The 20,149-nt window shown below is 44.5% G+C and carries 22 protein-coding genes and 1 riboswitch; of the genes, 18 read left to right on the top strand and 4 right to left on the bottom strand.

All coding sequences use genetic code 11. The annotated features are described in order from the left end of the window. The 4 genes from L1D50_RS05395 to L1D50_RS05380 all read right to left on the bottom strand — a co-directional run. Positions 1 to 1,323: MFS transporter (locus tag L1D50_RS05395; RefSeq protein ID WP_239965652.1), on the bottom strand; the 1,323-nt coding region annotated here is incomplete at its 3' end. Between the two features lie 9 nt (positions 1,324 to 1,332). After that, positions 1,333 to 1,950, bottom strand: a complete 618-nt coding sequence (locus L1D50_RS05390) for a peptidylprolyl isomerase (protein ID WP_128728489.1) — start codon at positions 1,948 to 1,950, stop codon at positions 1,333 to 1,335. Beyond that, positions 1,950 to 2,507: a YajG family lipoprotein gene (locus L1D50_RS05385; protein ID WP_128728488.1), complete on the bottom strand. Its 558-nt coding sequence runs from the start codon at positions 2,505 to 2,507 to the stop codon at positions 1,950 to 1,952. Before L1D50_RS05385 ends, L1D50_RS05390 begins: the two co-directional genes overlap by 1 nt. Positions 2,508 to 2,511: 4 nt before the next feature. Further along, entirely contained in the window at positions 2,512 to 3,642 is a 1,131-nt protein-coding gene (locus L1D50_RS05380) for a methyltransferase (RefSeq protein WP_239965651.1), read from the bottom strand. A gap of 38 nt (positions 3,643 to 3,680) precedes the next feature. On the opposite strand from L1D50_RS05380, the gene L1D50_RS05375 reads away from it, so the two are divergent. The 18 genes from L1D50_RS05375 to L1D50_RS05290 all read left to right on the top strand — a co-directional run bounded on the left by L1D50_RS05375 (position 3,681) and on the right by L1D50_RS05290 (position 20,149). Beyond that, positions 3,681 to 4,274: an alpha-ketoglutarate-dependent dioxygenase AlkB gene (locus L1D50_RS05375; protein ID WP_239965650.1), complete on the top strand. Its 594-nt coding sequence runs from the start codon at positions 3,681 to 3,683 to the stop codon at positions 4,272 to 4,274. Between the two features lie 45 nt (positions 4,275 to 4,319). After that, on the top strand, positions 4,320 to 4,634 hold the full coding sequence (locus L1D50_RS05370; protein ID WP_128728485.1) for a BolA family protein: 315 nt from the start codon (positions 4,320 to 4,322) through the stop codon (positions 4,632 to 4,634). Between the two features lie 105 nt (positions 4,635 to 4,739). Next, positions 4,740 to 5,930, top strand: a complete 1,191-nt coding sequence (gene fabV / locus L1D50_RS05365; protein WP_128728484.1) for an enoyl-ACP reductase FabV — start codon at positions 4,740 to 4,742, stop codon at positions 5,928 to 5,930. Positions 5,931 to 6,357: 427 nt separating this feature from the next. After that, positions 6,358 to 7,701, top strand: a complete 1,344-nt coding sequence (locus L1D50_RS05360) for a Na(+)-translocating NADH-quinone reductase subunit A (RefSeq protein WP_039493970.1) — start codon at positions 6,358 to 6,360, stop codon at positions 7,699 to 7,701. A 2-nt stretch (positions 7,702 to 7,703) separates the two neighbouring features. Further along, positions 7,704 to 8,906: an NADH:ubiquinone reductase (Na(+)-transporting) subunit B gene (locus L1D50_RS05355; protein ID WP_239965649.1), complete on the top strand. Its 1,203-nt coding sequence runs from the start codon at positions 7,704 to 7,706 to the stop codon at positions 8,904 to 8,906. Continuing rightward, positions 8,896 to 9,645 (top strand): Na(+)-translocating NADH-quinone reductase subunit C, encoded by a 750-nt coding sequence (locus L1D50_RS05350; RefSeq protein WP_128728481.1) that lies wholly within the window; start codon positions 8,896 to 8,898, stop codon positions 9,643 to 9,645. The genes L1D50_RS05355 and L1D50_RS05350 overlap by 11 nt, the downstream gene beginning before the upstream one ends. Next, complete coding sequence (locus L1D50_RS05345) at positions 9,645 to 10,277, top strand: NADH:ubiquinone reductase (Na(+)-transporting) subunit D (RefSeq protein WP_128728480.1); 633 nt, start codon at positions 9,645 to 9,647, stop codon at positions 10,275 to 10,277. The genes L1D50_RS05350 and L1D50_RS05345 overlap by 1 nt, the downstream gene beginning before the upstream one ends. 10 nt (positions 10,278 to 10,287) lie before the next feature. Then, a complete protein-coding gene (nqrE, locus tag L1D50_RS05340; RefSeq protein WP_088529916.1) occupies positions 10,288 to 10,896 on the top strand; it encodes an NADH:ubiquinone reductase (Na(+)-transporting) subunit E in 609 nt (202 codons plus the stop codon). 20 nt (positions 10,897 to 10,916) lie between these two features. After that, positions 10,917 to 12,143: an NADH:ubiquinone reductase (Na(+)-transporting) subunit F gene (nqrF, locus tag L1D50_RS05335; RefSeq protein ID WP_128728479.1), complete on the top strand. Its 1,227-nt coding sequence runs from the start codon at positions 10,917 to 10,919 to the stop codon at positions 12,141 to 12,143. Between the two features lie 108 nt (positions 12,144 to 12,251). After that, positions 12,252 to 13,283, top strand: a complete 1,032-nt coding sequence (locus tag L1D50_RS05330) for an FAD:protein FMN transferase (RefSeq protein ID WP_128728478.1) — start codon at positions 12,252 to 12,254, stop codon at positions 13,281 to 13,283. 100 nt (positions 13,284 to 13,383) lie between these two features. After that, positions 13,384 to 13,596 carry a (Na+)-NQR maturation NqrM gene (gene nqrM / locus L1D50_RS05325; protein ID WP_010372193.1) on the top strand — a complete coding sequence of 71 codons (213 nt, stop codon included), beginning with the start codon at positions 13,384 to 13,386 and terminating at the stop codon, positions 13,594 to 13,596. Positions 13,597 to 13,676: 80 nt separating this feature from the next. Further along, positions 13,677 to 14,276, top strand: coding sequence for a histidine phosphatase family protein (locus L1D50_RS05320; RefSeq protein WP_128728477.1), 600 nt, complete (start codon positions 13,677 to 13,679; stop codon positions 14,274 to 14,276). Between the two features lie 18 nt (positions 14,277 to 14,294). After that, positions 14,295 to 14,423, top strand: a riboswitch (cobalamin riboswitch). Between the two features lie 68 nt (positions 14,424 to 14,491). Beyond that, on the top strand, positions 14,492 to 15,289 hold the full coding sequence (locus L1D50_RS05315; RefSeq protein WP_138521616.1) for an ABC transporter ATP-binding protein: 798 nt from the start codon (positions 14,492 to 14,494) through the stop codon (positions 15,287 to 15,289). After that, positions 15,286 to 16,311: an iron ABC transporter permease gene (locus L1D50_RS05310; RefSeq protein WP_128728475.1), complete on the top strand. Its 1,026-nt coding sequence runs from the start codon at positions 15,286 to 15,288 to the stop codon at positions 16,309 to 16,311. The genes L1D50_RS05315 and L1D50_RS05310 overlap by 4 nt, the downstream gene beginning before the upstream one ends. Then, a complete protein-coding gene (cobT, locus tag L1D50_RS05305; protein ID WP_239965648.1) occupies positions 16,304 to 17,359 on the top strand; it encodes a nicotinate-nucleotide--dimethylbenzimidazole phosphoribosyltransferase in 1,056 nt (351 codons plus the stop codon). Before L1D50_RS05310 ends, cobT begins: the two co-directional genes overlap by 8 nt. Beyond that, entirely contained in the window at positions 17,359 to 18,141 is a 783-nt protein-coding gene (locus L1D50_RS05300) for an adenosylcobinamide-GDP ribazoletransferase (protein WP_239965647.1), read from the top strand. Before cobT ends, L1D50_RS05300 begins: the two co-directional genes overlap by 1 nt. After that, positions 18,141 to 18,680, top strand: a complete 540-nt coding sequence (gene cobU / locus L1D50_RS05295; RefSeq protein WP_239965646.1) for a bifunctional adenosylcobinamide kinase/adenosylcobinamide-phosphate guanylyltransferase — start codon at positions 18,141 to 18,143, stop codon at positions 18,678 to 18,680. Before L1D50_RS05300 ends, cobU begins: the two co-directional genes overlap by 1 nt. Then, complete coding sequence (locus L1D50_RS05290; RefSeq protein ID WP_239965645.1) at positions 18,677 to 20,149, top strand: cobyric acid synthase; 1,473 nt, start codon at positions 18,677 to 18,679, stop codon at positions 20,147 to 20,149. The genes cobU and L1D50_RS05290 overlap by 4 nt, the downstream gene beginning before the upstream one ends.

Below are 20,149 nucleotides of genomic sequence, written 5' to 3'. Positions count from 1 at the left end.
AAATAATAATGATGGAAGCACCATAAGCGCTGTTAGCGCGAAGAAGAGTGCCCAATTACCTCCAAGCAAATCATCTATCACAAAACCGCTATAGCCCGACAGCACGGTACGGCCTAAACTGCCAAGTGATGCCAGTAAGGCATAGTGGGTCGCACTAAATGCTCTATCACAGAGCATAGAAATAAACGCCACCATGGCTACCAATGACCACGCCTGAGTAAAGCCATCCACTACAATTGCTAGTGCGTAAAGGTGTTCTTTGGGGCCTGCAATTGCAATCCAAGAAAACATTAAATTAGATGCGGCCATAGCGACGCCACTGATAAACAAGCCTTTTACGATACCGTACTTGTGGTTAAAAATACTGCCAAGAAATGCAAATACAATGGTGATCACACCGGTCCCAAGTTTGGAATATTGTCCGATTTGGGTGTTTGAAAACCCCACTTCTTTATAAAATACGATGGACATGCGGGCTAAGAAGGCCTCTCCTATCTTAAATAGGAAAATAAAGGCGAGTAGAGCACATGCCGTTTTAACCCCATTCTTTTCAAAAAATCGTTTAAAGGGTTCAATCAGGGTCACGGCAAGCCAAGCATAGACCTTTTTGGAAGCATTTGATGAAGCGCGGTGGTTAAGTTTTTGTTCGTAACTCTTCTGTAGCTGCTCTTGTACTTGCTCGCGATGAGATTTTGGCTCTTTTGCCAACAAAGTGACCACTAATAAACACACGACGACGACGCTTAGCATCTGATAGATAATGGGCCAACTAAAGCCGGGTAAATCGGCCATAAAGAAAGGAATGGCACCAAGTAAGGCATAGCCAGACCACCAACCTGAAGTCGCCATCGCTGCCGCAGCCGTTGCCTTTTCACTTTCGTCTTCTGGTAAAATATCGATACGATAAGCATCTATTGCAATATCTTGGGTAGCTGAAAATAACGCAATAATAAAGCACAATAATGCAGCATACGAAAGGTGGGTTTTAATTGAAATAGTGGCTAATGCGAAGGTGGCAATAATAATAATAAATTGGCAACTTGCTATCCAGCTTCGCCTTTGTCCTAAGCGATTATACAGCAAGGGGATTTTTATGCGGTCAACGAGTGGGGACCACAAAAAATTAATGGTATATGCACCATATACTAGGCCAAATAGGCCAATGGTGCTGCGGCTTAATCCTTCATCTTTAAGCCAAGCTGACATCACCGAGCCAATCAATACCCAAGGAAAACCGCTACTTATTCCAAAAGCAAAGACAGTTAAGAGGCGTTTGTCTTTGTAATAACTAAGATATTGCGAAAAGCTAGATGATATCAACATAAAAGGGTATTACTCTGGCTGTTTTAATACTTCGACTGAAAGAATAATGACGGGCTCTTTAGGTATAAAGGTATAGCCAAGCTTTTCATTGTAGCCGGTTTCCACCTTCATAATTGCGTCCAATGTTTCATAGCCCTCAGAGACGTTCCCGAACACGGCAAAGCCCCAGCCTCTACCCGGGTTCAAGTGATCGTTGTCGTCCATATTAAAGAAAAACTGTCTGGTACCAGAGTGTGGTTTGTTGTCTTGGTATGCCATGGCAATGGTATACATATCATTTTTCAGACCATTACCGCTTTCATTGAAGATAGCTTCGCGCTCAAACATACCATCGTATTCTTTGTCGTAACCCCCACCTTGGATAACAAAGTCTTTTTCATTGGCTTCATCACGCTCAACTCGATGGAAAACAGAGCCGTTATAATCTTTGTTGATCACGTAAGTTAAGAAGTTATTTACTGTGATTGGGGCTCTCGATCTGTCTAGTTCGACAATAATCGGCCCTTTACTAGTATTGATTTGAACTCGAGGGAATAGATTATTCTTTTGTACAAATTTACCGCTCATTTCGGCAAAGACATTCATGCTTAATAATAGGGCGGTTAAGCTTAGAATTATTTTTTTCATTAACTTCCTCTCACAAATTGAATAAATTCAGGATCTTGAACGATTCGAGTAACAACCTGTTGAGCTAGGTTGTTGAGCTGTTCTTCGATTTTGGCTTGGTCGTGTTTTAGAGGACCATTTAAATTAGCGTTACCTTTATATTGCTTTTTGAAACTGCGAGCCCCTTGCTTTATCAGTACGGTGACGTCAGCTTCAGCATCGCTTTGGTGGTTCGAGAAAGACTCCTCAATAATGGCTTTAAAGCGATTGATATTCACAGTGATTTGCGTTGCAGCGACCGGTGTTATTTGCGCGCCATGTGCAGTGAGAGCTTGTGTTAATACCTGATTAAAATTAACTGGTAAATTAGCATCAGGTACGTAAAGTGCGGGTTCTTGGTTTTTCACGCGAATAGTGTATTTTGTAGTCCGTAGGTCGTTTACTTGTACCGCCACGTTGGCGGCGAGCGCGTTTGACGAAGGACCTTGATATTCCGGATGAAGAATGACACTGCGTGGTGAGCTTTCACAGCCCACGAGTATCAAGGTTAGCAGAATAATCAGCAATGAAAAACGCATGAAGTTAGCTCCTCTTTATTGCACTTAAAACAGTGAACTTTTTGTTATTGCCTAGTGTCTTGCTGTTACCGAACAAACGCTTGAGTTTATCGTCATATTCCAAGTGGCGGTTACCGATAATTCTTAACTCACCCCCTTGTCGAAGCGCTGCCTTAGCTTGTAAAAACATCTGCCAAGCGATGTGATCGGTGATTGCATTGGCCTGATGGAATGGCGGGTTACACAGTACCAGATCCGCACCGTAATTTTCAAAACCCGTTAGACAGTCGTTTTGGACAAACTGACAATCAGCAACACGCTCAGGTAAATTATTAACGATATTTTGCTTCGCGCTGTGCACCGCCATCGCCGACTCGTCGATGAAGGTGACGGTGGCATTTGGCATTTTTGCGAGCGTCATCAATCCAATAACACCGTTACCGCAGCCAAGATCAATGACCTTCATTGGTTTCTTACCCATAGGAAGGTAATTAATAAAAAAACGTGCGCCAATATCAAGAGAATCTCGTGAGAAAACATTTGCTTCATTCGACAAGATAAAATCGGTTTTTTCCAGCGGCCAAGACACAGGGAATTTACTATCAATGGCTTTGGCTGACGTCTTGCTGAATACCAAGCGCGATTTTTTTACCGCTAAGCTAGTCGTTGGCTCCGTCAAAAAGTGGCTAAAGCTTTTTAATGTGGAGGTGTGAATTTCTTTTGCTTTGCCCGCCGCAATTACGGGAATGCCTGAAGTTAGTTTACTTAACTGTGCAAGTTGCGCTTGCAATAGCCCTGAATTTTTAGGAATTTTTATTAATATCAGATCGATATCTTGTGGCAGCTCATCCATGCTTGTGAGTACATGAACCTGAGCGCCTGCGAGTCCATTGGCCTCCAAATTATGCTCATAGGCGAGGGTACTCACATAAGAGTCGGTCACTACCGTGCAGTGCTTGTCGGCAAGTGCACAGCATAACGCGCCAAAACTATCGTTGAGAATGAGAATACGGTTTGCATCGTGGTGATGTTCAAAGACATAATCTAACAGGTATTCGTCGGCTGAATCCCAAGCTTGTAAGCTACGGTTTTTTTGATCGAGTGGAAACCTATGTAGCGTAAAAGGGTTTCCGGCTAGAATTGCATCAGTCGTCATGTGAATGTTCTATAAATAAAAGCAGCGGGTAGTTTAACATGAGAGCAGTAGACAAAGCACGGAACTTGCCGAGCGGTTTTAGCTATCAAGCACAGGCTATTAGCTTCGATAAAAGTCTAGCGCTATATAATGTACTACTGAATAGCCTTGCGTGGCAGCAAAATACCATCACCTTATTTGGTAAGACCCATCAAACGCCTCGATTAGAACGCTTTATTGCCGACCCTGACGTGCATTACAGTTATTCGGGAAAGCGACTTGAAAATGCGCCTTGGCCTTCGGTATTGCTGGGGATAAGACAAACGCTAGAACGCAGATTTAATATTCCTTTTAATGCGGTATTGGCTAATTTTTATCGTGATGGTCAAGACAGTATGGGCTGGCACAGTGATGATGAACCTGAACTCGGTTTGACGCCTACAATTGCTTCACTGTCGCTTGGCGCGACCCGCAAATTCAAAATACGCCACAAAGTAAGTCACTCTGTAACCGATATTTTATTGGAAACGGGTAGCTTATTGGTAATGCAAGGTGATAGTCAGCGCGACTATCAACATGCTTTGCCAAAGCAGACCAAAGTGTCCCAAGGGCGCATTAATCTCACCTTTCGAAGTGTTGGAAATACGCGCTGAACGGCGTATAGTAGCGTCACGAATTGCTCTAGGAGACAAAGTATAATGTCAATGCAATCACAGATTTATGACAAGATAGCTGAAGCCGTTGCATGCAAGCACTTGAACGTTATCAATGAAAGCCATATGCACAGTCGTGGCGAAGAGTCTCACTTTAAAGTCATTGTCGTAAGCGAACAATTTATTGGCCAGAGACTACTGCAGCGTCATCGAAAAATCAATGAAGTGCTAAAAGATGAGCTGCAAAATCATATTCACGCTTTGGCCATTCATGCCTATACACCTGAAGAGTTTTCAGAAAAGGAAGGTCAGACGCCTGAGTCACCAAAATGCTTGGGTGGCTCTAAGTTCGATAGCTGATCAGATGTGTGTTTTACATATCTGCCAGTACACTACGCAGTAATTTTAATAAAGTGAGTCCAACCTCACTTTTATTTTGTATCAAATCAATGGATAGGATCTCTTATGGTCATCAAACCAAAAATTCGTGGATTTATTTGTACTAATGCACATCCTGTAGGCTGTGCAGCACACGTTCAAGAACAGATTGAATACGTAAAACAACAAGGCCAAATCGAGAATGGTCCTAAGAATGTATTAGTAATTGGTGCATCAACAGGTTATGGCTTGGCATCGCGTATTACTGCTGCATTTGGTGCTGGTGCGAAAACGCTAGGCATCTTCTTTGAAAAAGAAGGTTCAGAGAAGAAAACCGCATCAGCAGGTTGGTATAATACGGCTGCGTTCCAGCAAGCTGCAGAAGAAGCGGGTTTGTGGTCTAAAAATATTAATGGCGATGCGTTTTCTGATGAGTTGAAGCAAAAAACCATCGAAACCATTAAAGCTGAATTAGGCAAAATAGATTTAGTGATATATAGCCTTGCGTCTCCTCGTCGTAAAGACCCTAAATCTGATGAAGTTTACTCTTCAACACTTAAGCCAATTGGCTCAGCTATCACAACTAAAAACTTGAATACGTCAAAGCGCGTCATTGATGAAATGACGGTTGAAGCCGCGAACGAAGATGAAATCGCCAATACGGTTAAAGTGATGGGTGGTGAAGATTGGGAACTTTGGATTGACGCGCTTAAGCAAGCGGATGTGCTGGCTGATGGCTTTAAAACAACGGCATACACTTATATCGGTAAGGAGCTGACTTGGCCAATTTACGGTCACGCGACTATTGGTAAAGCAAAAGAGGATTTGGACCGTGCGACGCAGACAATTCGCGAAACCACAGCGGATATTAAAGGCGAAGCGTATGTATCATCTTTGAATGCGGTAGTGACGCAGGCAAGCTCTGCTATTCCAATTATGCCTCTTTATATCTCTGCACTATTTAAAGTGATGAAAGGTGATGGCACATATGAAGGGACTATCGAGCAAATCCATGGGCTGTTTACTGAAAATCTATATGGTCAATCGCCACGTTTTGATGATGGCGGTCACTTGTTCCAAAACTATAAGGAACTAGAAGACGGTGTTCAAGCGCGTGTACAGACCATTTGGGATACTGTTGATACTGATACAATCGATGAGTTAACTGATTATGTTGGCTACCACAATGAATTCTTGAAGCTATTCGGCTTTGGAGTAGACGGCGTAGATTACGAAGCGGATGTGAATGCGGCGGTAGAAATTAATCATCTCGTTTAATTTCACGGTTTTTGAATTTACGGGCAAAGTACTAATTGGTACTTTGCCCGTTTTTGTTTAATAGCGAATTTTTTACTTATTTTGCAGATTAGGGTAAGAAAAATTTTATCTATACCACTTTGGTCTATACTCCTTTCTGTGATGGATTTTTCAACTAATCCAAATCCACGTTAAAGTCGTATTAATTTCATAATTCCACTCGCATACTCAGTACGATTAATGTTAAAATCAGAGAAATATGTGAGGACTTTTATCACGACGCTGCTTTTTTGTGCGCGTTGAGGGGTATTTTAAAGGGGCTGTTTGGGAACCCTATCCGGACTCATAACTTTCTGCTCTTTATACCTAATACTTAGTACAAACGAGGTGGCGCTGTGGTGACTAAAGATATTTTCAGTTTCTTTCCGTTAATGTAATGCAAGTGCGTATGATCAACATAAAAAAAGGTCTGGACTTACCAATAGAGGGCGCACCTCAGCAAGTTATTCATGATGGTTCTGCTGTCAAACGAGTAGCTGTGCTAGGTGAAGAATTCATCGGTATGCGTCCTACCATGCATATTCGTGTGGATGACCAAGTCAAGAAAGGCCAAGTTCTTTTTGAAGATAAAAAGAACCCAGGCGTCAAGTTTACTGCGCCAGCTTCTGGTGTAGTTAAAGAAATTAACCGTGGTGCTAAGCGTGTACTTCAATCCGTTGTGATCGAAGTTCAAGGCGACGAGCAAATCACTTTTGAGAAGTTTTCAGCTGCTGACTTAAGCAACTTAGACTCTGAAAAAGTGAAGGAAGTGCTAATCGAGTCTGGTCAATGGCCAGCGCTTCGTGCACGTCCATTCAGCCGTGTCGCTGTGCCGAGTGCAACACCTAGCTCAATCTTTGTGACAGCAACAGATACTAATCCGTTAGCAGCAGATCCTGCTGTTATCATCGCAGAAAACGTGGAAGCGTTTGAAGCGGGTCTAGCGGTTGTATCTCGTTTGACTGAAGGCAAAGTATTTGTGTGTAAGAAAGCGGGGGCTAACGTACCTAGTTCTTCGATCTCACAAGTAGAAGTTCATGAGTTTGCAGGTGTTCACCCAGCAGGTAACGTGGGTACTCACATTCACTTCCTAGATTCTGTAGGTACAAACAAGCAAGTATGGCACATTGGTTACCAAGATGTCATCGCGTTTGGTAAGTTGTTCCTAACAGGTGAAATCTACTCAGACAGAGTTGTTGCTTTAGCAGGTCCTCGAGTTAAGAATCCTCGCTTAGTGAAAACTCATGTCGGTGCGTCGCTAACAGATTTAGTTGCAGGCGAGCTTGAAGACGGTGATAACCGAGTCATTTCTGGCTCTGTGTTAGCTGGTAAAACAGCAACTGGCCCTCACGCTTACCTTGGTCGTTACCATACTCAAGTATCAGTATTACTTGAAGGTCGCGAGAAAGAGCTATTTGGCTGGATCGCTCCGGGTAGTGACAAATTCTCAGTAACACGTACATTCATTTCACACTTAACACCTAGCCGTTTGTTCAAGATGACAACGTCTACTGGTGGCTCTAAGCGTGCGATGGTACCAATCGGTAACTATGAGCGTGTTATGCCACTCGATATTTTGCCAACGCTATTATTACGTGATCTTATTTCACGTGATCTAGATTCTGCGATTTCGTTGGGTGCATTAGAGCTAGATGAAGAAGATTTAGCACTATGTACTTACGTATGTCCGGGCAAATATGAGTACGGTTCAATCCTGCGTGATTGCCTGACTACTATCGAGAAGGAAGGTTAAAAATGGCCTTAAAGAAATTTTTAGAAGACATTGAACCTCACTTTGAACCTGGTGGTAAACACGAGAAGTGGTACGCGCTTTACGAAGCCGTAGCAACTATCTTCTACACTCCTGGTTATGTAAACAAAGGTGCAACGCACGTTCGCGATAACATCGACCTAAAACGTATTATGATTTTAGTGTGGATGGCGACGTTCCCTGCAATGTTCTTTGGTATGTTCAACATCGGTCACCAAGCTGCACTTGCACTAGGTAACGGTTTTGAGCTTGCCAATACTTGGCAGGTAGCTATTTTCCAAGCGCTTGGTGGTGAATTAACCGCTGAGGCAGGTTGGGGTGCCAAGATGTTCTATGGTGCGTGTTTCTTCTTGCCTATTTACGCTACTGTGTTTGCAGTTGGTGGTTTCTGGGAAGTGTTATTCGCGTCAGTTCGTAAACACGAAGTAAACGAAGGTTTCTTCGTAACCTCGGTATTATTTGCGCTTATCCTGCCTGCGACAATTCCGTTATGGCAAGCTGCTTTAGGTATTACGTTCGGTGTTGTAATCGCGAAGGAAATCTTCGGCGGTACGGGTCGTAACTTCCTAAACCCAGCACTTGCAGGCCGTGCGTTCTTATTCTTCGCATACCCTGCTGACATCTCTGGTGACACAGTGTGGACAGCTGTTGACTCATTCTCTGGTGCAACTTACTTAGGTCAAGCGACTGCAGGTTCACTAGACTACAACAACATGGACCTTTGGTTTAACGCGTTTTACGGCTTTATCCAAGGCTCTGTAGGTGAAACATCAACACTAGCAATCTTACTTGGTGGTTTGTTCCTTGTTTATGCTCGAATCGCGTCATGGCGTATCGTACTAGGTACATTCATCGGTATGGTTGTAATGTCATTCGTTCTAAACGCAATCGGTTCTGAAACAAATGCTGCGTTTGCTATGCCTTGGCACTGGCACTTAGTACTCGGTGGTTTTGCATTTGGTATGTTCTTTATGGCAACAGACCCTGTATCTGCGTCTTTCACAGACAAAGGTAAGTGGTTATACGGTGCGCTAATCGGTGTAATGGTTGTGCTTATCCGTGTTGTTAACCCGGCATACCCAGAGGGCATGATGTTAGCAATCCTATTCGCTAACCTTTTTGCTCCACTATTCGACCACTTCGTAGTGCAGTCAAATGTGAAGAGGAGATTGGCACGTGTCAACTAATAATGAATCAATGGGCAAAACGCTCGGCGTAGTTGTTGGCTTATGTTTAGTGTGTGCAATCGTAGTATCTTTTGCTTCGGTTCAGCTTCGCCCTATGCAGCAAGCAAACAAAAACGAAGATATTCAACGAAATATTTTAGCCGTTGCTGGCTTCGATAAAGTTAAAAATGTATCTGAAGTTTTTAACCAAAATATCGAATCGCGTGTTGTTAGTCTTAAAACCGGTGAGTTTGTAGAAGACGTTAAAGCGGAAACCTTTGATTTTGAAGCAACTAAGTTTGATGCCAAACGTAGTTACAAGCTTTCAAAAGAAGAAGACAAAGCAGGTATTCAACGTATCACGAATAACTCTCCAGTTTATTTTGCAAAAGATGACCAAGGTCAAGTCTCTACTATCATTCTACCAATCCAAGGTTATGGCCTTTGGGGTGTGATGTATGGCTTCCTTGCGCTAGAAGCTGATGGTGAGACAATTAAGTCAATCAACTTTTATAAGCACAGCGAAACTCCAGGTCTGGGTGGCGAAATTCAAAACCCTAAGTGGACTGCACTTTGGGAAGGTAAAGAGCTTCCTGTCGACGTAGTTAAAGGCAGTGCTGGCGGTAACGAACACAAGATAGACGGTCTATCTGGTGCAACGCTTACCTCTAACGGTGTTGATCACACAGTTGATTTCTGGACAAGCGACAAAGCGTTTGGTCCATTCCTTGCGAAAGTACGTAAAGGAGCATTGAACTAATGGCTAATGCAAAAGAAATGAAGGAAGTCTTGTTTGGTCCTGTTTTTGCGAACAACCCGATTGCACTGCAAGTGTTGGGGATTTGTTCTGCACTAGCGGTAACTTCAAGCCTTAAAAATGCACTTATCATGTCAATCGCGTTGACATTGGTTACTGCGTTTTCAAGTTTATTTATCTCAATGATCCGTAATCACATCCCTTCTAGTGTGCGTATCATTGTACAAATGACGATTATTGCATCTCTAGTAATCGTTGTAGACCAAGTGCTTCAAGCCGTTGTTTACTCAACAGCGAAAGAACTATCAACGTTCATCGGCCTTATCATTACTAACTGTATCGTAATGGGTCGTGCAGAAGCATACGCAATGAAGTCACCACCAACAATGTCGTTCCTTGACGGTATTGGTAACGGCTTAGGTTACTCTGTTGTACTTCTAACAGTTGGCTTTATCCGTGAGCTATTCGGTGCGGGCACATTGTTTGGCGTTGAAATCTTACCACTTATCTCTGAAGGTGGTTGGTATCAGCCTATGGGTCTACTAGTTATGCCATTCAGTTCGTTCTTCATCGTAGGTGCATTTATTTGGGCACTGCGTACTTGGAAGAAAGACCAAGTAGAAGCGAAGGCATAAGGGGAGAGAGATGGAACAATATATTAATTTATTTATCAAAGCAGTTTTCATTGAAAACTTAGCTTTATCTTTCTTCTTAGGTATGTGTACTTTCTTGGCGGTATCTAAGAAAGTAACCACGTCGCTAGGTCTAGGTATTGCGGTAATCGTTGTGCTAGGTATTTCTGTACCAGTAAACAACTTAGTTTACCACGCAGTGCTAGCGCCAGGTGCCCTAGAGTGGTTAGGCTTCCCTGAAGTGGATCTTAGCTTTCTACGCTTCTTGACGTTTATCGGTGTAATCGCAGCGCTTGTTCAAATTCTAGAAATGACATTGGACAAGTTCTTCCCAGCTCTATACAACGCGCTAGGTATCTTCTTACCGCTAATCACAGTTAACTGTGCGATTTTCGGTGCGGTATCATTCATGGTTGAGCGTAACCTAAACTTCGGTGAATCTGTAGTTTATGGTCTAGGTTCAGGTGTGGGCTGGGCACTTGCTATCGTATTGTTAGCAGGTATTCGTGAGAAGATGAAGTATGCAGATGTTCCTGATGGTTTACGTGGCTTAGGCATTACCTTTGTTACTGTAGGTCTAATGGGCTTTGGCTTCATGTCATTCTCTGGTATTTCACTGTAAGGTAGCGAGGAAACTATACGATGGAAACTATTGTATTAGGCGTAAGCATGTTCATCGCTATCGTTGTGATGCTAGTGCTTATCATCATTGCAGCGAAATCGAAGCTTGTAGCAAGCGGTGACGTTACAATTGATATTAACGGCGATCCTGAAAAAGCGATCAAGACTCCTGCTGGCGGTAAGCTATTAGGTGCACTTGCAAACGCGGGTATTTTCGTATCGTCTGCATGTGGTGGCGGTGGTTCATGTGGCCAGTGTCGCGTACATATTAAAGAGGGTGGTGGTGATATTCTACCAACCGAACTTGACCACATCTCTAAAGGTGAAGCACGTGAAGGCTGTCGTCTGGCGTGTCAGGTGAATGTTAAAAACGACATGGAAATCGAAGTTGAAGAATCAATCTTCGGTGTTAAAAAGTGGGAATGTACAGTTATCTCTAACGATAACAAAGCAACTTTCATCAAGGAGCTAAAGCTAGGCATCCCTGAAGGTGAAGTTGTACCTTTCCGTGCAGGTGGTTACATTCAGATTGAAGCACCAGCTCACCATGTTAAATATGCAGACTTTGATATTCCTGAAGAATATCGTGCTGACTGGGAACGTTTTGGTTTCTTTAAGCTAGAGTCTAAAGTTGACGACGAAACGATCCGTGCTTACTCAATGGCTAACTACCCAGAAGAGTTTGGCATCATCATGCTAAACGTACGTATCGCAACTCCGCCGCCAAATAACCTAACATTACCTTGTGGTAAGATGTCATCGTACATCTGGTCACTTAAAGAAGGTGATAAGGTCACTATTTCTGGTCCATTCGGTGAGTTCTTCGCGAAAGACACTGATGCAGAAATGGTATTCGTTGGTGGTGGTGCTGGTATGGCGCCAATGCGTTCGCACATCTTCGATCAGCTTAAACGTCTTAACTCTAAGCGTAAGATGTCTTTCTGGTACGGTGCTCGTTCTAAGCGTGAAATGTTCTATGTGGAAGACTTTGACGGCCTAGCTGAAGAAAATGATAACTTCGAATGGCATGTTGCCCTTTCAGACCCTCAACCTGAGGATAACTGGGAAGGTTACACTGGCTTCATTCATAACGTACTTTTTGAAAACTATCTTAAAGACCATGAAGCGCCAGAAGATTGTGAGTTCTACATGTGTGGTCCTCCAATGATGAACGCAGCAGTTATTAACATGCTTAAAGACTTAGGTGTTGAAGACGAAAACATCCTACTTGATGACTTCGGTGGTTAATTAGGTTTCGGTCTAACAATGAACTTAAGTTAGAATATAAGCCCTCCAGCAAAATGCTTTGCTCGAGGGCTTTTTTATACCCGTTGGTACTAAACTCAGGGAATTCAGATGCAAGCAAGTTACGCTTTTTTATCTAGATTTTTTATCATTTCGTTTTTATTTGTTTTTTTAGCAGGGTGCCAAGACGCAAAACCTGAAACCAAGGAAATCGTGCTGTCTGGTAAAACTATGGGCACGACATACAACATCAAAGTATTCCCCGGTGAAAAGCCGCTCGGACAAGCACAGTTGCATGATGAGGTTGAGCAAGCATTAAAGGCTGTTAATCAATCTATGTCCACCTATATCCCAGATTCTGAGATTAACCAGTTCAATCGTTTAGCAGCGAATACCGTGATGCCTATCAGTGAAGACTTTCGCTTGGTAGTTGCAGAATCTATCCGCCTTGGGAAGTCGACCAAAACGCTTGATGTTACCATGGGACCGCTTATCGATTTGTGGGGGTTTGGTCCTGACAAAAGGCCAACAATGCGTCCGTCACAGTCAGAGTTAGACGATATGCGTACTCGTATCGGTGTCGATAAACTTGTATTAAATGACAGCGGCCTTGCTAAAACAATCGCTGGGCTTGAGTTATCATTCTCAGCAACCGCTAAAGGTTATGGCATTGATAAGGTCGCTGAGGTGATTGAAAACCATGATATTCATGACTATATGGTTGAAATCGGCGGTGAGCTACGCGTTTCTGGCAAGAAGCCGGATGGTGAGTGGCGTATTGCTATCGAGAAACCCGATGCGCCTGTTGGTCAACGCCAAATTCATCGCGTGATAGAGCCAGGCAAAAACGGTATTGCAACTTCAGGTGACTATCGTATTTTTTATGAAATGGATGGTGAAACCTTTACACACCTTATTGACCCAACAACGGGTCGCCCAGTTAAACATGAGCTGGTATCGGTAACGGTACTACATCCATCTGCGATGACGGCTGATGGCCTAGCAACAGCATTGACTGTGATGGGCACGGAGCGTGCAAAGGCTTATGCCACTGAGCATCAACTCCCCGTGTATTTGATGTATAAAAGTCCTGAAGGGATCAAGAGTTACGCGAGTGAAGCTTTTCAGCCGTACTTGAATTAAGCTGCACAACACCCCATAATTTAATTGTGAGTGACGTCATGAAAGCGTATAATTTGCGCGTCGTCACTCAATTCAATGTAGCAATAAAAGGGGCTAGATAATGTCTTTATTCCTCCTTACTTTCGGTTTACTTATGCTTATCGCTGTTGCGATGGCTGTAGGCGTTATCGTACAAAAGAAATCCATGGCCAGTAGCTGTGGTGGTTTGGGCTCAATGGGCATTGACAAAATTTGTGATTGCGACGATCCATGCGACAAACGCAAAAAGCGGTTAGCAAAAGAAGAGATGTGGAAAGAAAACCAGATCCTGTAATCGTAGAATGATATTAATTGAAAACGCAAGCTTAGCTTGCGTTTTTGCTTTTTGGGTAACAAACCTCAGGTTAAGTAAAAATGCAGCGGCAGCTATATTTTGTTCGTCATGGTGAAACGACTCTATCAGGCCATTTACTTGGAGTGACAGATCCCGAACTCAGTAACATAGGTGCTCAGCAATTGCTGCAATCGTTAACGAGCCTAAGTGGCCTGCAGCGAATTATTAGTTCTCCAAGGAAGCGCTGCCTGAATACTGCTAACGCTTTTGCAAAGCAGTATCAACTCCCTGTTGAGGTGGAGCCAAATCTCGCCGAATTTGATTTTGGTTTATGGGATGGACAACCTTATGATACGCTTTGGCGAGAAACCCAATCTCCAAGTATTGGCGATTTTTGGCAAAACCCTTGGCTGCACACGCCTCCTGAGGGCGAGTCTATGTATGATTTTCATCATCGGGTCACCACGTGGTGGCACAGCATTTTGGCGTCGCCAAGTGAAGAGTGTATCGCTGTTGTTGCGCATGCAGGAGTAATAAAAGCGCTTGTAGCACTTATTCTTGACCTATCGCCCGAACTTACCGCATACCAAGCGAAGATAGATATTCCCTATGCGGGTATAGTAAAAGTTGAGGTGTTTTACGACAGCAGCCAAACCGCTTGGCCAAAAGTTGTATTTTAGACGTCTAGACTTCATAATATTGCAAATTTCGTGATAGGCAGATATTGGGAATGAGGTGTGAGTCCTCAACTGTCCCCGCAACTGTAAGTGCTTGAGCCTTGTCTCTTGCATAAGTCAGATACCAAGGCCTATCCATATACTTAAGCGGGCAGACTTAAGTCAAAGTTGTCGCTTGTCTATAAGCTACTACTTTGCCGTGCCCAATCAGAGGTGCTATGGCAGTCACTCCACAGTTTCAAGTCGATAAACTTAGCGTGCAGCTTGGTGGTAAAGCCATCTTAAAGGCACTCAGCTTTGCTATTAATTCGGGTGAATTTATTGGTTTGCTCGGACCGAATGGTGCTGGAAAGTCGACTTTGCTGCGCACTTTATATCAATATACAGCACCAAGCTCTGGGACGCTATTTTTCAACGGTAAGCCGCTAGCTAGTTATGGACGTAAGGCCTACGCGAGACATGTTGCTGTGGTGCTGCAAGACATCCCCGCTGAGTTTTCTCTGCCATTATTTGATATGGTATTGATGGGTCTAACACCGAACAAATCACTGCTCGCGACAACGACGGCTGCTGAAAAACAGGCAATCCTACATGCCATTGAGCAGGTTGGATTGAGCCATAAGTTGGAGCAATGTTTTAGCTCCTTGTCTGGCGGGGAGAGGCAAAGGGCAATGATCGCACGTGCCATGGTGCAAGCGCCTCAAGTATTGATAATGGATGAGCCCACCAGCCATTTGGACATTAAATATCAAATCCAAATTATGGAGCTGGCCAAACAGCTTGGTGTTACTATCATTGCGTCTTTTCACGACTTAAATTTGGCTAGCGCCTTGTGCGACCGCTTTTTAGTATTAAATAACGGTGAGCTGGTTGCAAATGGGTCGCCACTTGAAGTCATTAACGAAACCCTATTAAGCCAAGTTTTTGGGGTATGTGCAGAGGTTTCTACTGTCCGTCATCCGCCAAATAACGGTGAGATCCCACATATACGCTTTCATTACGGGTATCAGTTATGATTGCCGCAAAGCGGATCGCGTTGATCTCGATACTGCTATTGAGCTTATGCTGTTTTAGCATGCTGATGGCACTTAAGATCGGTGCGATTGATTTATCTTGGCATACGGTTATACAAGCGATTATTAATTTCGATCCCAACGTACTTCAACAACGGGTGGTAGTTGAACTTCGTCTGCCACGGACGTTACTGGCGATGAGTGCGGGAGCAGGACTGGCGATAGCGGGTCTTATTTTGCAAACCGTGACGCGTAACCCGCTAGCTGATCCTTATTTATTTGGTATTTCTTCAGGTGCTTCATTCGGTGTGGTGGTGCTTATTGCGCTATTTGGTGCACAGTCTAGCCTAATGATGTCTGGGGCTGCATTTGTCGGAAGTTTGCTGTCGATCATACTGCTTTTATTTGTAGCAAAGCGCAATGCACTACAGCAGGTGGAAACTATGCTCTTGGCGGGCGTCGCACTTTCTTTTCTGTTCAGTGCCTTTACCAGCTTGTTGCTTTATTGGAGTGACCCTCAAGCCATCAGTGCAATCTTGTTTTGGAATCTAGGCTCATTTGCAAGGGCGAGCTGGCAATGGCTATGGCTTCCATGTTTGGTCGTGTTGCTGAGTTTTATCACGCTTTTAGTGATGCGTCGGCCACTCAACGCCTTGTTGCTCGGAGATGAAAGTGCCACCACGCTTGGCGTGAATGTAGGACGAGTGCGAATAGGTATGTTGTTATTGAGTTCTTTACTCACCGCAGTACTTGTGGCTGCGTGCGGCGGAGTCGGATTTGTAGGCTTGATGATCCCGCATATCGTGCGCTTTTTTATCTCGCAAGCAAAGGTGATTGGGCTTGTGGCCACCGCGCTGTGCGGTTCGCTTTTGATGCTATGGGTGGATGTATTGTCGCGCACGCTTATCGATAATCAGGAACTTCCCGTGGGGGTGATCACCGCCGCCATTGGCAGCGTGTTCTTCTTAGCATTGCTTATTTTCAAAAATCGCCGCTCTGGAGGCGTCGGAGTTACCCATGGTTAAACCGTTAGATACTCGCTTAAACACGCTTATTCAACAGTGCATTGACTTAAAAACCAAACCGCTAGGTGCGCTTGGTAAGCTTGAAGCTTTGGCCGCGCAGCTAGTGCAGATCTTCTCACAAGGGCAGACGCAATTAGACGTAGATCAGTTAGCAATTACACGCCCTGCAATGTTTGTTTTTGCGGGCGACCATGGTATTGCAAGTCAAGGTGTTTCTATTGCGCCAAGCGAAGTGACTGGGCAAATGGTTGCAAACTTTGTGCAGGGCGGTGCAGCGATCAACGTCTTTTGTCGACAACTTGGTTGGCAGTTAACCGTAGTAGATTGTGGCACATTAGTGCCATGTGAGCCTGCGCCGAATTTGCGCTCACAGCGACTTGGCGATATTACTCATGCTTTCCATAAACAGCCTGCGATGAGTGAAATGCAGCTCAAGCAAGGACTTGAATATGGAGAGCAAGTGGTGATGTCTGCTATTGAAGCGGGTAGCAACGTGATTGCTTTTGGTGAAATGGGGATTGGCAACACCAGTTCTGCAGCTGCAATTTTAGCGGCGCTCAGCGGGGCGAGTGTGGAATTATGTGTGGGGCGCGGTACAGGCATTGACGATGAAACGCTTTGCAAAAAACGGGCACTTATCAAACAGGCTTTAGAATATCATCAAGATAAGCTTGCGACGCCAGAACAAATTTTACAGCGCCTAGGTGGCTTTGAAATTGTGCAAATGGTTGGTGCCATGCTGGCGGTTGCTCGTGCACAAAAAGTGATTATAGTGGATGGCTTCATCTCCACCGCAGCGGCTATGTTGGCAAGTAGAATAGCCCCACATAGTAAGCAATATATGGTGTTTGCTCACGGCTCTATGGAGCAAGGCCATAAGTTAATGTTAGAGCAGTTAAACGCTGAGCCATTACTGCATTTAAATATGCGCTTGGGTGAGGGAACGGGCGCCGCTCTAACGCTTCCATTATTACAAGCTGCGCTAGGCTTTTTTTGCGAAATGGCAAGCTTTGCCGATGCCCATGTTACGCAAGTGGTAGACGTATAATGCAGTGGCAACAAGAGTGGCGACTGTTTAAGCTTGCTGTGATGTTTTTAACGCGGGTGCCAATTCGTTTGGATCCTGCCCCTTCATCTGATGAACTTAACGAAGTGAGTGGTTACTTTTCTTTAGTTGGTTTATTTGTTGCTAGCTTCTCGGCCATACTTGGCTATGTTGCCAGCAGTGGTGTATCGCCGATGTTTGGTGCCGTTGTTGTACTGGCTGCGAGTATTTTACTTACCGGGGCTTTTCACGAAGATGGTCTTGCCGATGTTTTTGACGGTTTTGGCGGTGGCTGGAGTCGTGAACAAAAGCTTGAGATCATGAAAGATAGCCGTCTTGGTACATACGGTAGTTGTGCGCTGATATTGCTGTTATTGGCCAAATTTTCGCTTTTGGCCATGCTCTTTAATGACTTTGCAGTGACACTCGCTGCACTTATTTTAGCCCATAGCCTCAGCCGTGCCTTTGCGGTGTCTTTAATCGGTGCACTTAACTATGTACAGGCTGATGAGCTGAGCAAAGTTAAGCCGGTAGCGAAACATCTATCAAGTGCTGCGGCGACTCGCCTTACGCTCACTAGCATCGCGATTTTAATTTTTTGTTGGCCATGGCTTGCGCTGTCACTGTTCGACTTGTTGATGCTGTGTACTTGCTTGTTTGTGCTAAGGCGTGTGTGCATTAAATGGTTTAACGCGCAGCTTGGTGGTTACACCGGAGACTGTTTAGGGGCTGCGCAGCAACTTGCTGAGCTTGTTATTTTGCTTTTTATTGTGAGTCATCTCTAATGGCACAAATACAGTTAATACTGGGCGGTGCTCGCTCGGGCAAGAGTCGCTTGGCAGAGCAGCGCGCTATTCTATTGTTAGAGCAAGGTGCGGTGAACGAACTTTACTATGTTGCAACTGCAAAAGCTCAAGATGAAGAAATGAAAAGCCGAGTGTTTGCTCACCAGATGCAGCGCGATAGCCGCTGGCAGCTAGTGGAAGAGCCGTGGCATATTGATAAGCTTATTGCTACTGCACGCGAAGATACGCTGTTACTTATCGATTGTTTGACCTTATGGCTGAGTTTTGGCTTATGCGAAATGGGCAAAGCCGCGACCATAGACAAAAAAGAGCATTTGCTGGCGGCACTAGAAAGCTGCGCTGCCACTGTTATTTTGGTGAGTAATGAAGTGGGGCATGGGATAATTCCGCTTGGCGAGCTAAGCCGTGAGTTTGTTGATGAGTCTGGTTGGCTCCATCAAGACATTGCTAAAGTGGCCGACAGAGTCGATTTTGTTATTGCAGGCTTGCCACAATGTTTAAAAGGTCAAGACGTATGAAAACCTTAATGGTACAGGGCACCACGTCTGATGCCGGTAAAAGCACACTGGTTGCGGGACTTTGCCGGGTGCTGCAACGAAGAGGCTTATCGGTTGCGCCTTTTAAGCCGCAAAATATGGCACTAAATAGTGCTGTCACACCTTGCGGCGGTGAAATTGGTCGGGCACAAGCACTCCAAGCTGAGGCTGCAAAAGTCCCACTATCCACAGACTTTAATCCTATTTTACTTAAGCCAAATTCAGACACTGGTGCACAAGTTATTATTCACGGGAAAGCCATTAGCAATATGGAAGCAGCCGCTTATCATGATTACAAAAAGGTAGCGATGGAGGCTGTACTTTCCTCACATCAGCGCCTCAGCGACCAATTTGAGCTGTGCATAGTGGAAGGGGCGGGAAGTCCAGCTGAGATCAATCTGCGTGAAAATGACATTGCCAATATGGGGTTTGCCTGTGAGGTGGCGTGCCCCGTGATCATTATCGCTGATATCGACAAAGGCGGGGTATTCGCACATTTGGTTGGCACACTTGCGCTATTAAGTGACTATGAACAAAGCTTGGTTAAAGGGTTTGTGATCAATCGCTTCCGTGGTGATATTGCGTTATTGCAATCAGGACTTGACTGGCTCGAGCAAAAAACGGGTAAGCCTGTACTTGGGGTATTGCCCTATTTGCATGGCTTAGCGCTCGATGCAGAAGATGCGGTGACGGTAGACAATATCTGTGAACGGGGATCGTTAAGCGTTAGGGTTTTACTATTTCCTCATATTAGCAATCACACCGACTTTGACACCTTGCGCTTAAACCCTGAAGTGGATTTGCGTTATGTGCGCTATCAAGAATCTATCGGTCATTGTGACTTAATCATTCTGCCTGGTAGTAAAAATGTGTTGAGCGATTTAGCTTTCTTACGCAAACAGGGTTGGGCGGAAGAAATCAAACGGCACCTGAGGTACGGTGGTAAGGTACTAGGTGTGTGTGGCGGTTTGCAAATGTTAGGTAAGTTCATCAGAGATCCAAATGCGGTGGAATCAACACTCGGTGAAGTCGCTGGGCTTGGTCTGGCTGACTTTGAGACCACACTCTCAGAGCAAAAAGTACTGACGCAAGTATCTGGCATTTGTCAATTGGATGAGCAAAGTGCTGAAATTTGTGGTTATGAGATCCATGCAGGGGTTTCTTCTGGAGCGGCACTAGAGGTGCCATTCTTGCGATTTAACACACATCCAAATAACAATGTGCAGGACGGTTTTATCTCCCGAGATAATCAAATTGCAGCCACCTATTTACATGGTTTATTTGATACGGTCGCCGCCACACAGGCTATCTTGTCTTGGGCCGGTAGTAAGCAAGCGGGCACTGCCGCGATTGATTTAGCGAAGCACAGAGAGCAGCAAATTACGCGTCTTGCCGACAGCTGTGAAGCACATTTAGATTGGCAAAAATTGATGAAAATAATTGAGGAATAA

Source organism: Pseudoalteromonas sp. Isolate6 (assembly GCF_022398435.1).
GTDB classification, from domain to species: domain Bacteria; phylum Pseudomonadota; class Gammaproteobacteria; order Enterobacterales; family Alteromonadaceae; genus Pseudoalteromonas; species Pseudoalteromonas galatheae.
This window is presented reverse-complemented; position numbering and strand designations above follow the sequence as displayed.

What these genes read in the sequence shown, in the direction of transcription:
- L1D50_RS05390 (WP_128728489.1), bottom strand. Translation starts at nt 1,950, where the DNA reads ATGAAAAAAATAATTCTAAGCTTAACCGCCCTATTATTAAGCATGAAT.
- L1D50_RS05385 (WP_128728488.1), bottom strand. Translation starts at nt 2,507, where the DNA reads ATGCGTTTTTCATTGCTGATTATTCTGCTAACCTTGATACTCGTGGGC.
- L1D50_RS05380 (WP_239965651.1), bottom strand. Translation starts at nt 3,642, where the DNA reads ATGACGACTGATGCAATTCTAGCCGGAAACCCTTTTACGCTACATAGG.
- L1D50_RS05375 (WP_239965650.1), top strand. Translation starts at nt 3,681, where the DNA reads ATGAGAGCAGTAGACAAAGCACGGAACTTGCCGAGCGGTTTTAGCTAT.
- L1D50_RS05370 (WP_128728485.1), top strand. Translation starts at nt 4,320, where the DNA reads ATGTCAATGCAATCACAGATTTATGACAAGATAGCTGAAGCCGTTGCA.
- fabV (WP_128728484.1), top strand. Translation starts at nt 4,740, where the DNA reads ATGGTCATCAAACCAAAAATTCGTGGATTTATTTGTACTAATGCACAT.
- L1D50_RS05360 (WP_039493970.1), top strand. Translation starts at nt 6,358, where the DNA reads ATGATCAACATAAAAAAAGGTCTGGACTTACCAATAGAGGGCGCACCT.
- L1D50_RS05355 (WP_239965649.1), top strand. Translation starts at nt 7,704, where the DNA reads ATGGCCTTAAAGAAATTTTTAGAAGACATTGAACCTCACTTTGAACCT.
- L1D50_RS05345 (WP_128728480.1), top strand. Translation starts at nt 9,645, where the DNA reads ATGGCTAATGCAAAAGAAATGAAGGAAGTCTTGTTTGGTCCTGTTTTT.
- nqrE (WP_088529916.1), top strand. Translation starts at nt 10,288, where the DNA reads ATGGAACAATATATTAATTTATTTATCAAAGCAGTTTTCATTGAAAAC.
- nqrF (WP_128728479.1), top strand. Translation starts at nt 10,917, where the DNA reads ATGGAAACTATTGTATTAGGCGTAAGCATGTTCATCGCTATCGTTGTG.
- L1D50_RS05330 (WP_128728478.1), top strand. Translation starts at nt 12,252, where the DNA reads ATGCAAGCAAGTTACGCTTTTTTATCTAGATTTTTTATCATTTCGTTT.
- nqrM (WP_010372193.1), top strand. Translation starts at nt 13,384, where the DNA reads ATGTCTTTATTCCTCCTTACTTTCGGTTTACTTATGCTTATCGCTGTT.
- L1D50_RS05320 (WP_128728477.1), top strand. Translation starts at nt 13,677, where the DNA reads ATGCAGCGGCAGCTATATTTTGTTCGTCATGGTGAAACGACTCTATCA.
- L1D50_RS05315 (WP_138521616.1), top strand. Translation starts at nt 14,492, where the DNA reads ATGGCAGTCACTCCACAGTTTCAAGTCGATAAACTTAGCGTGCAGCTT.
- L1D50_RS05310 (WP_128728475.1), top strand. Translation starts at nt 15,286, where the DNA reads ATGATTGCCGCAAAGCGGATCGCGTTGATCTCGATACTGCTATTGAGC.
- cobT (WP_239965648.1), top strand. Translation starts at nt 16,304, where the DNA reads ATGGTTAAACCGTTAGATACTCGCTTAAACACGCTTATTCAACAGTGC.
- L1D50_RS05300 (WP_239965647.1), top strand. Translation starts at nt 17,359, where the DNA reads ATGCAGTGGCAACAAGAGTGGCGACTGTTTAAGCTTGCTGTGATGTTT.
- cobU (WP_239965646.1), top strand. Translation starts at nt 18,141, where the DNA reads ATGGCACAAATACAGTTAATACTGGGCGGTGCTCGCTCGGGCAAGAGT.
- L1D50_RS05290 (WP_239965645.1), top strand. Translation starts at nt 18,677, where the DNA reads ATGAAAACCTTAATGGTACAGGGCACCACGTCTGATGCCGGTAAAAGC.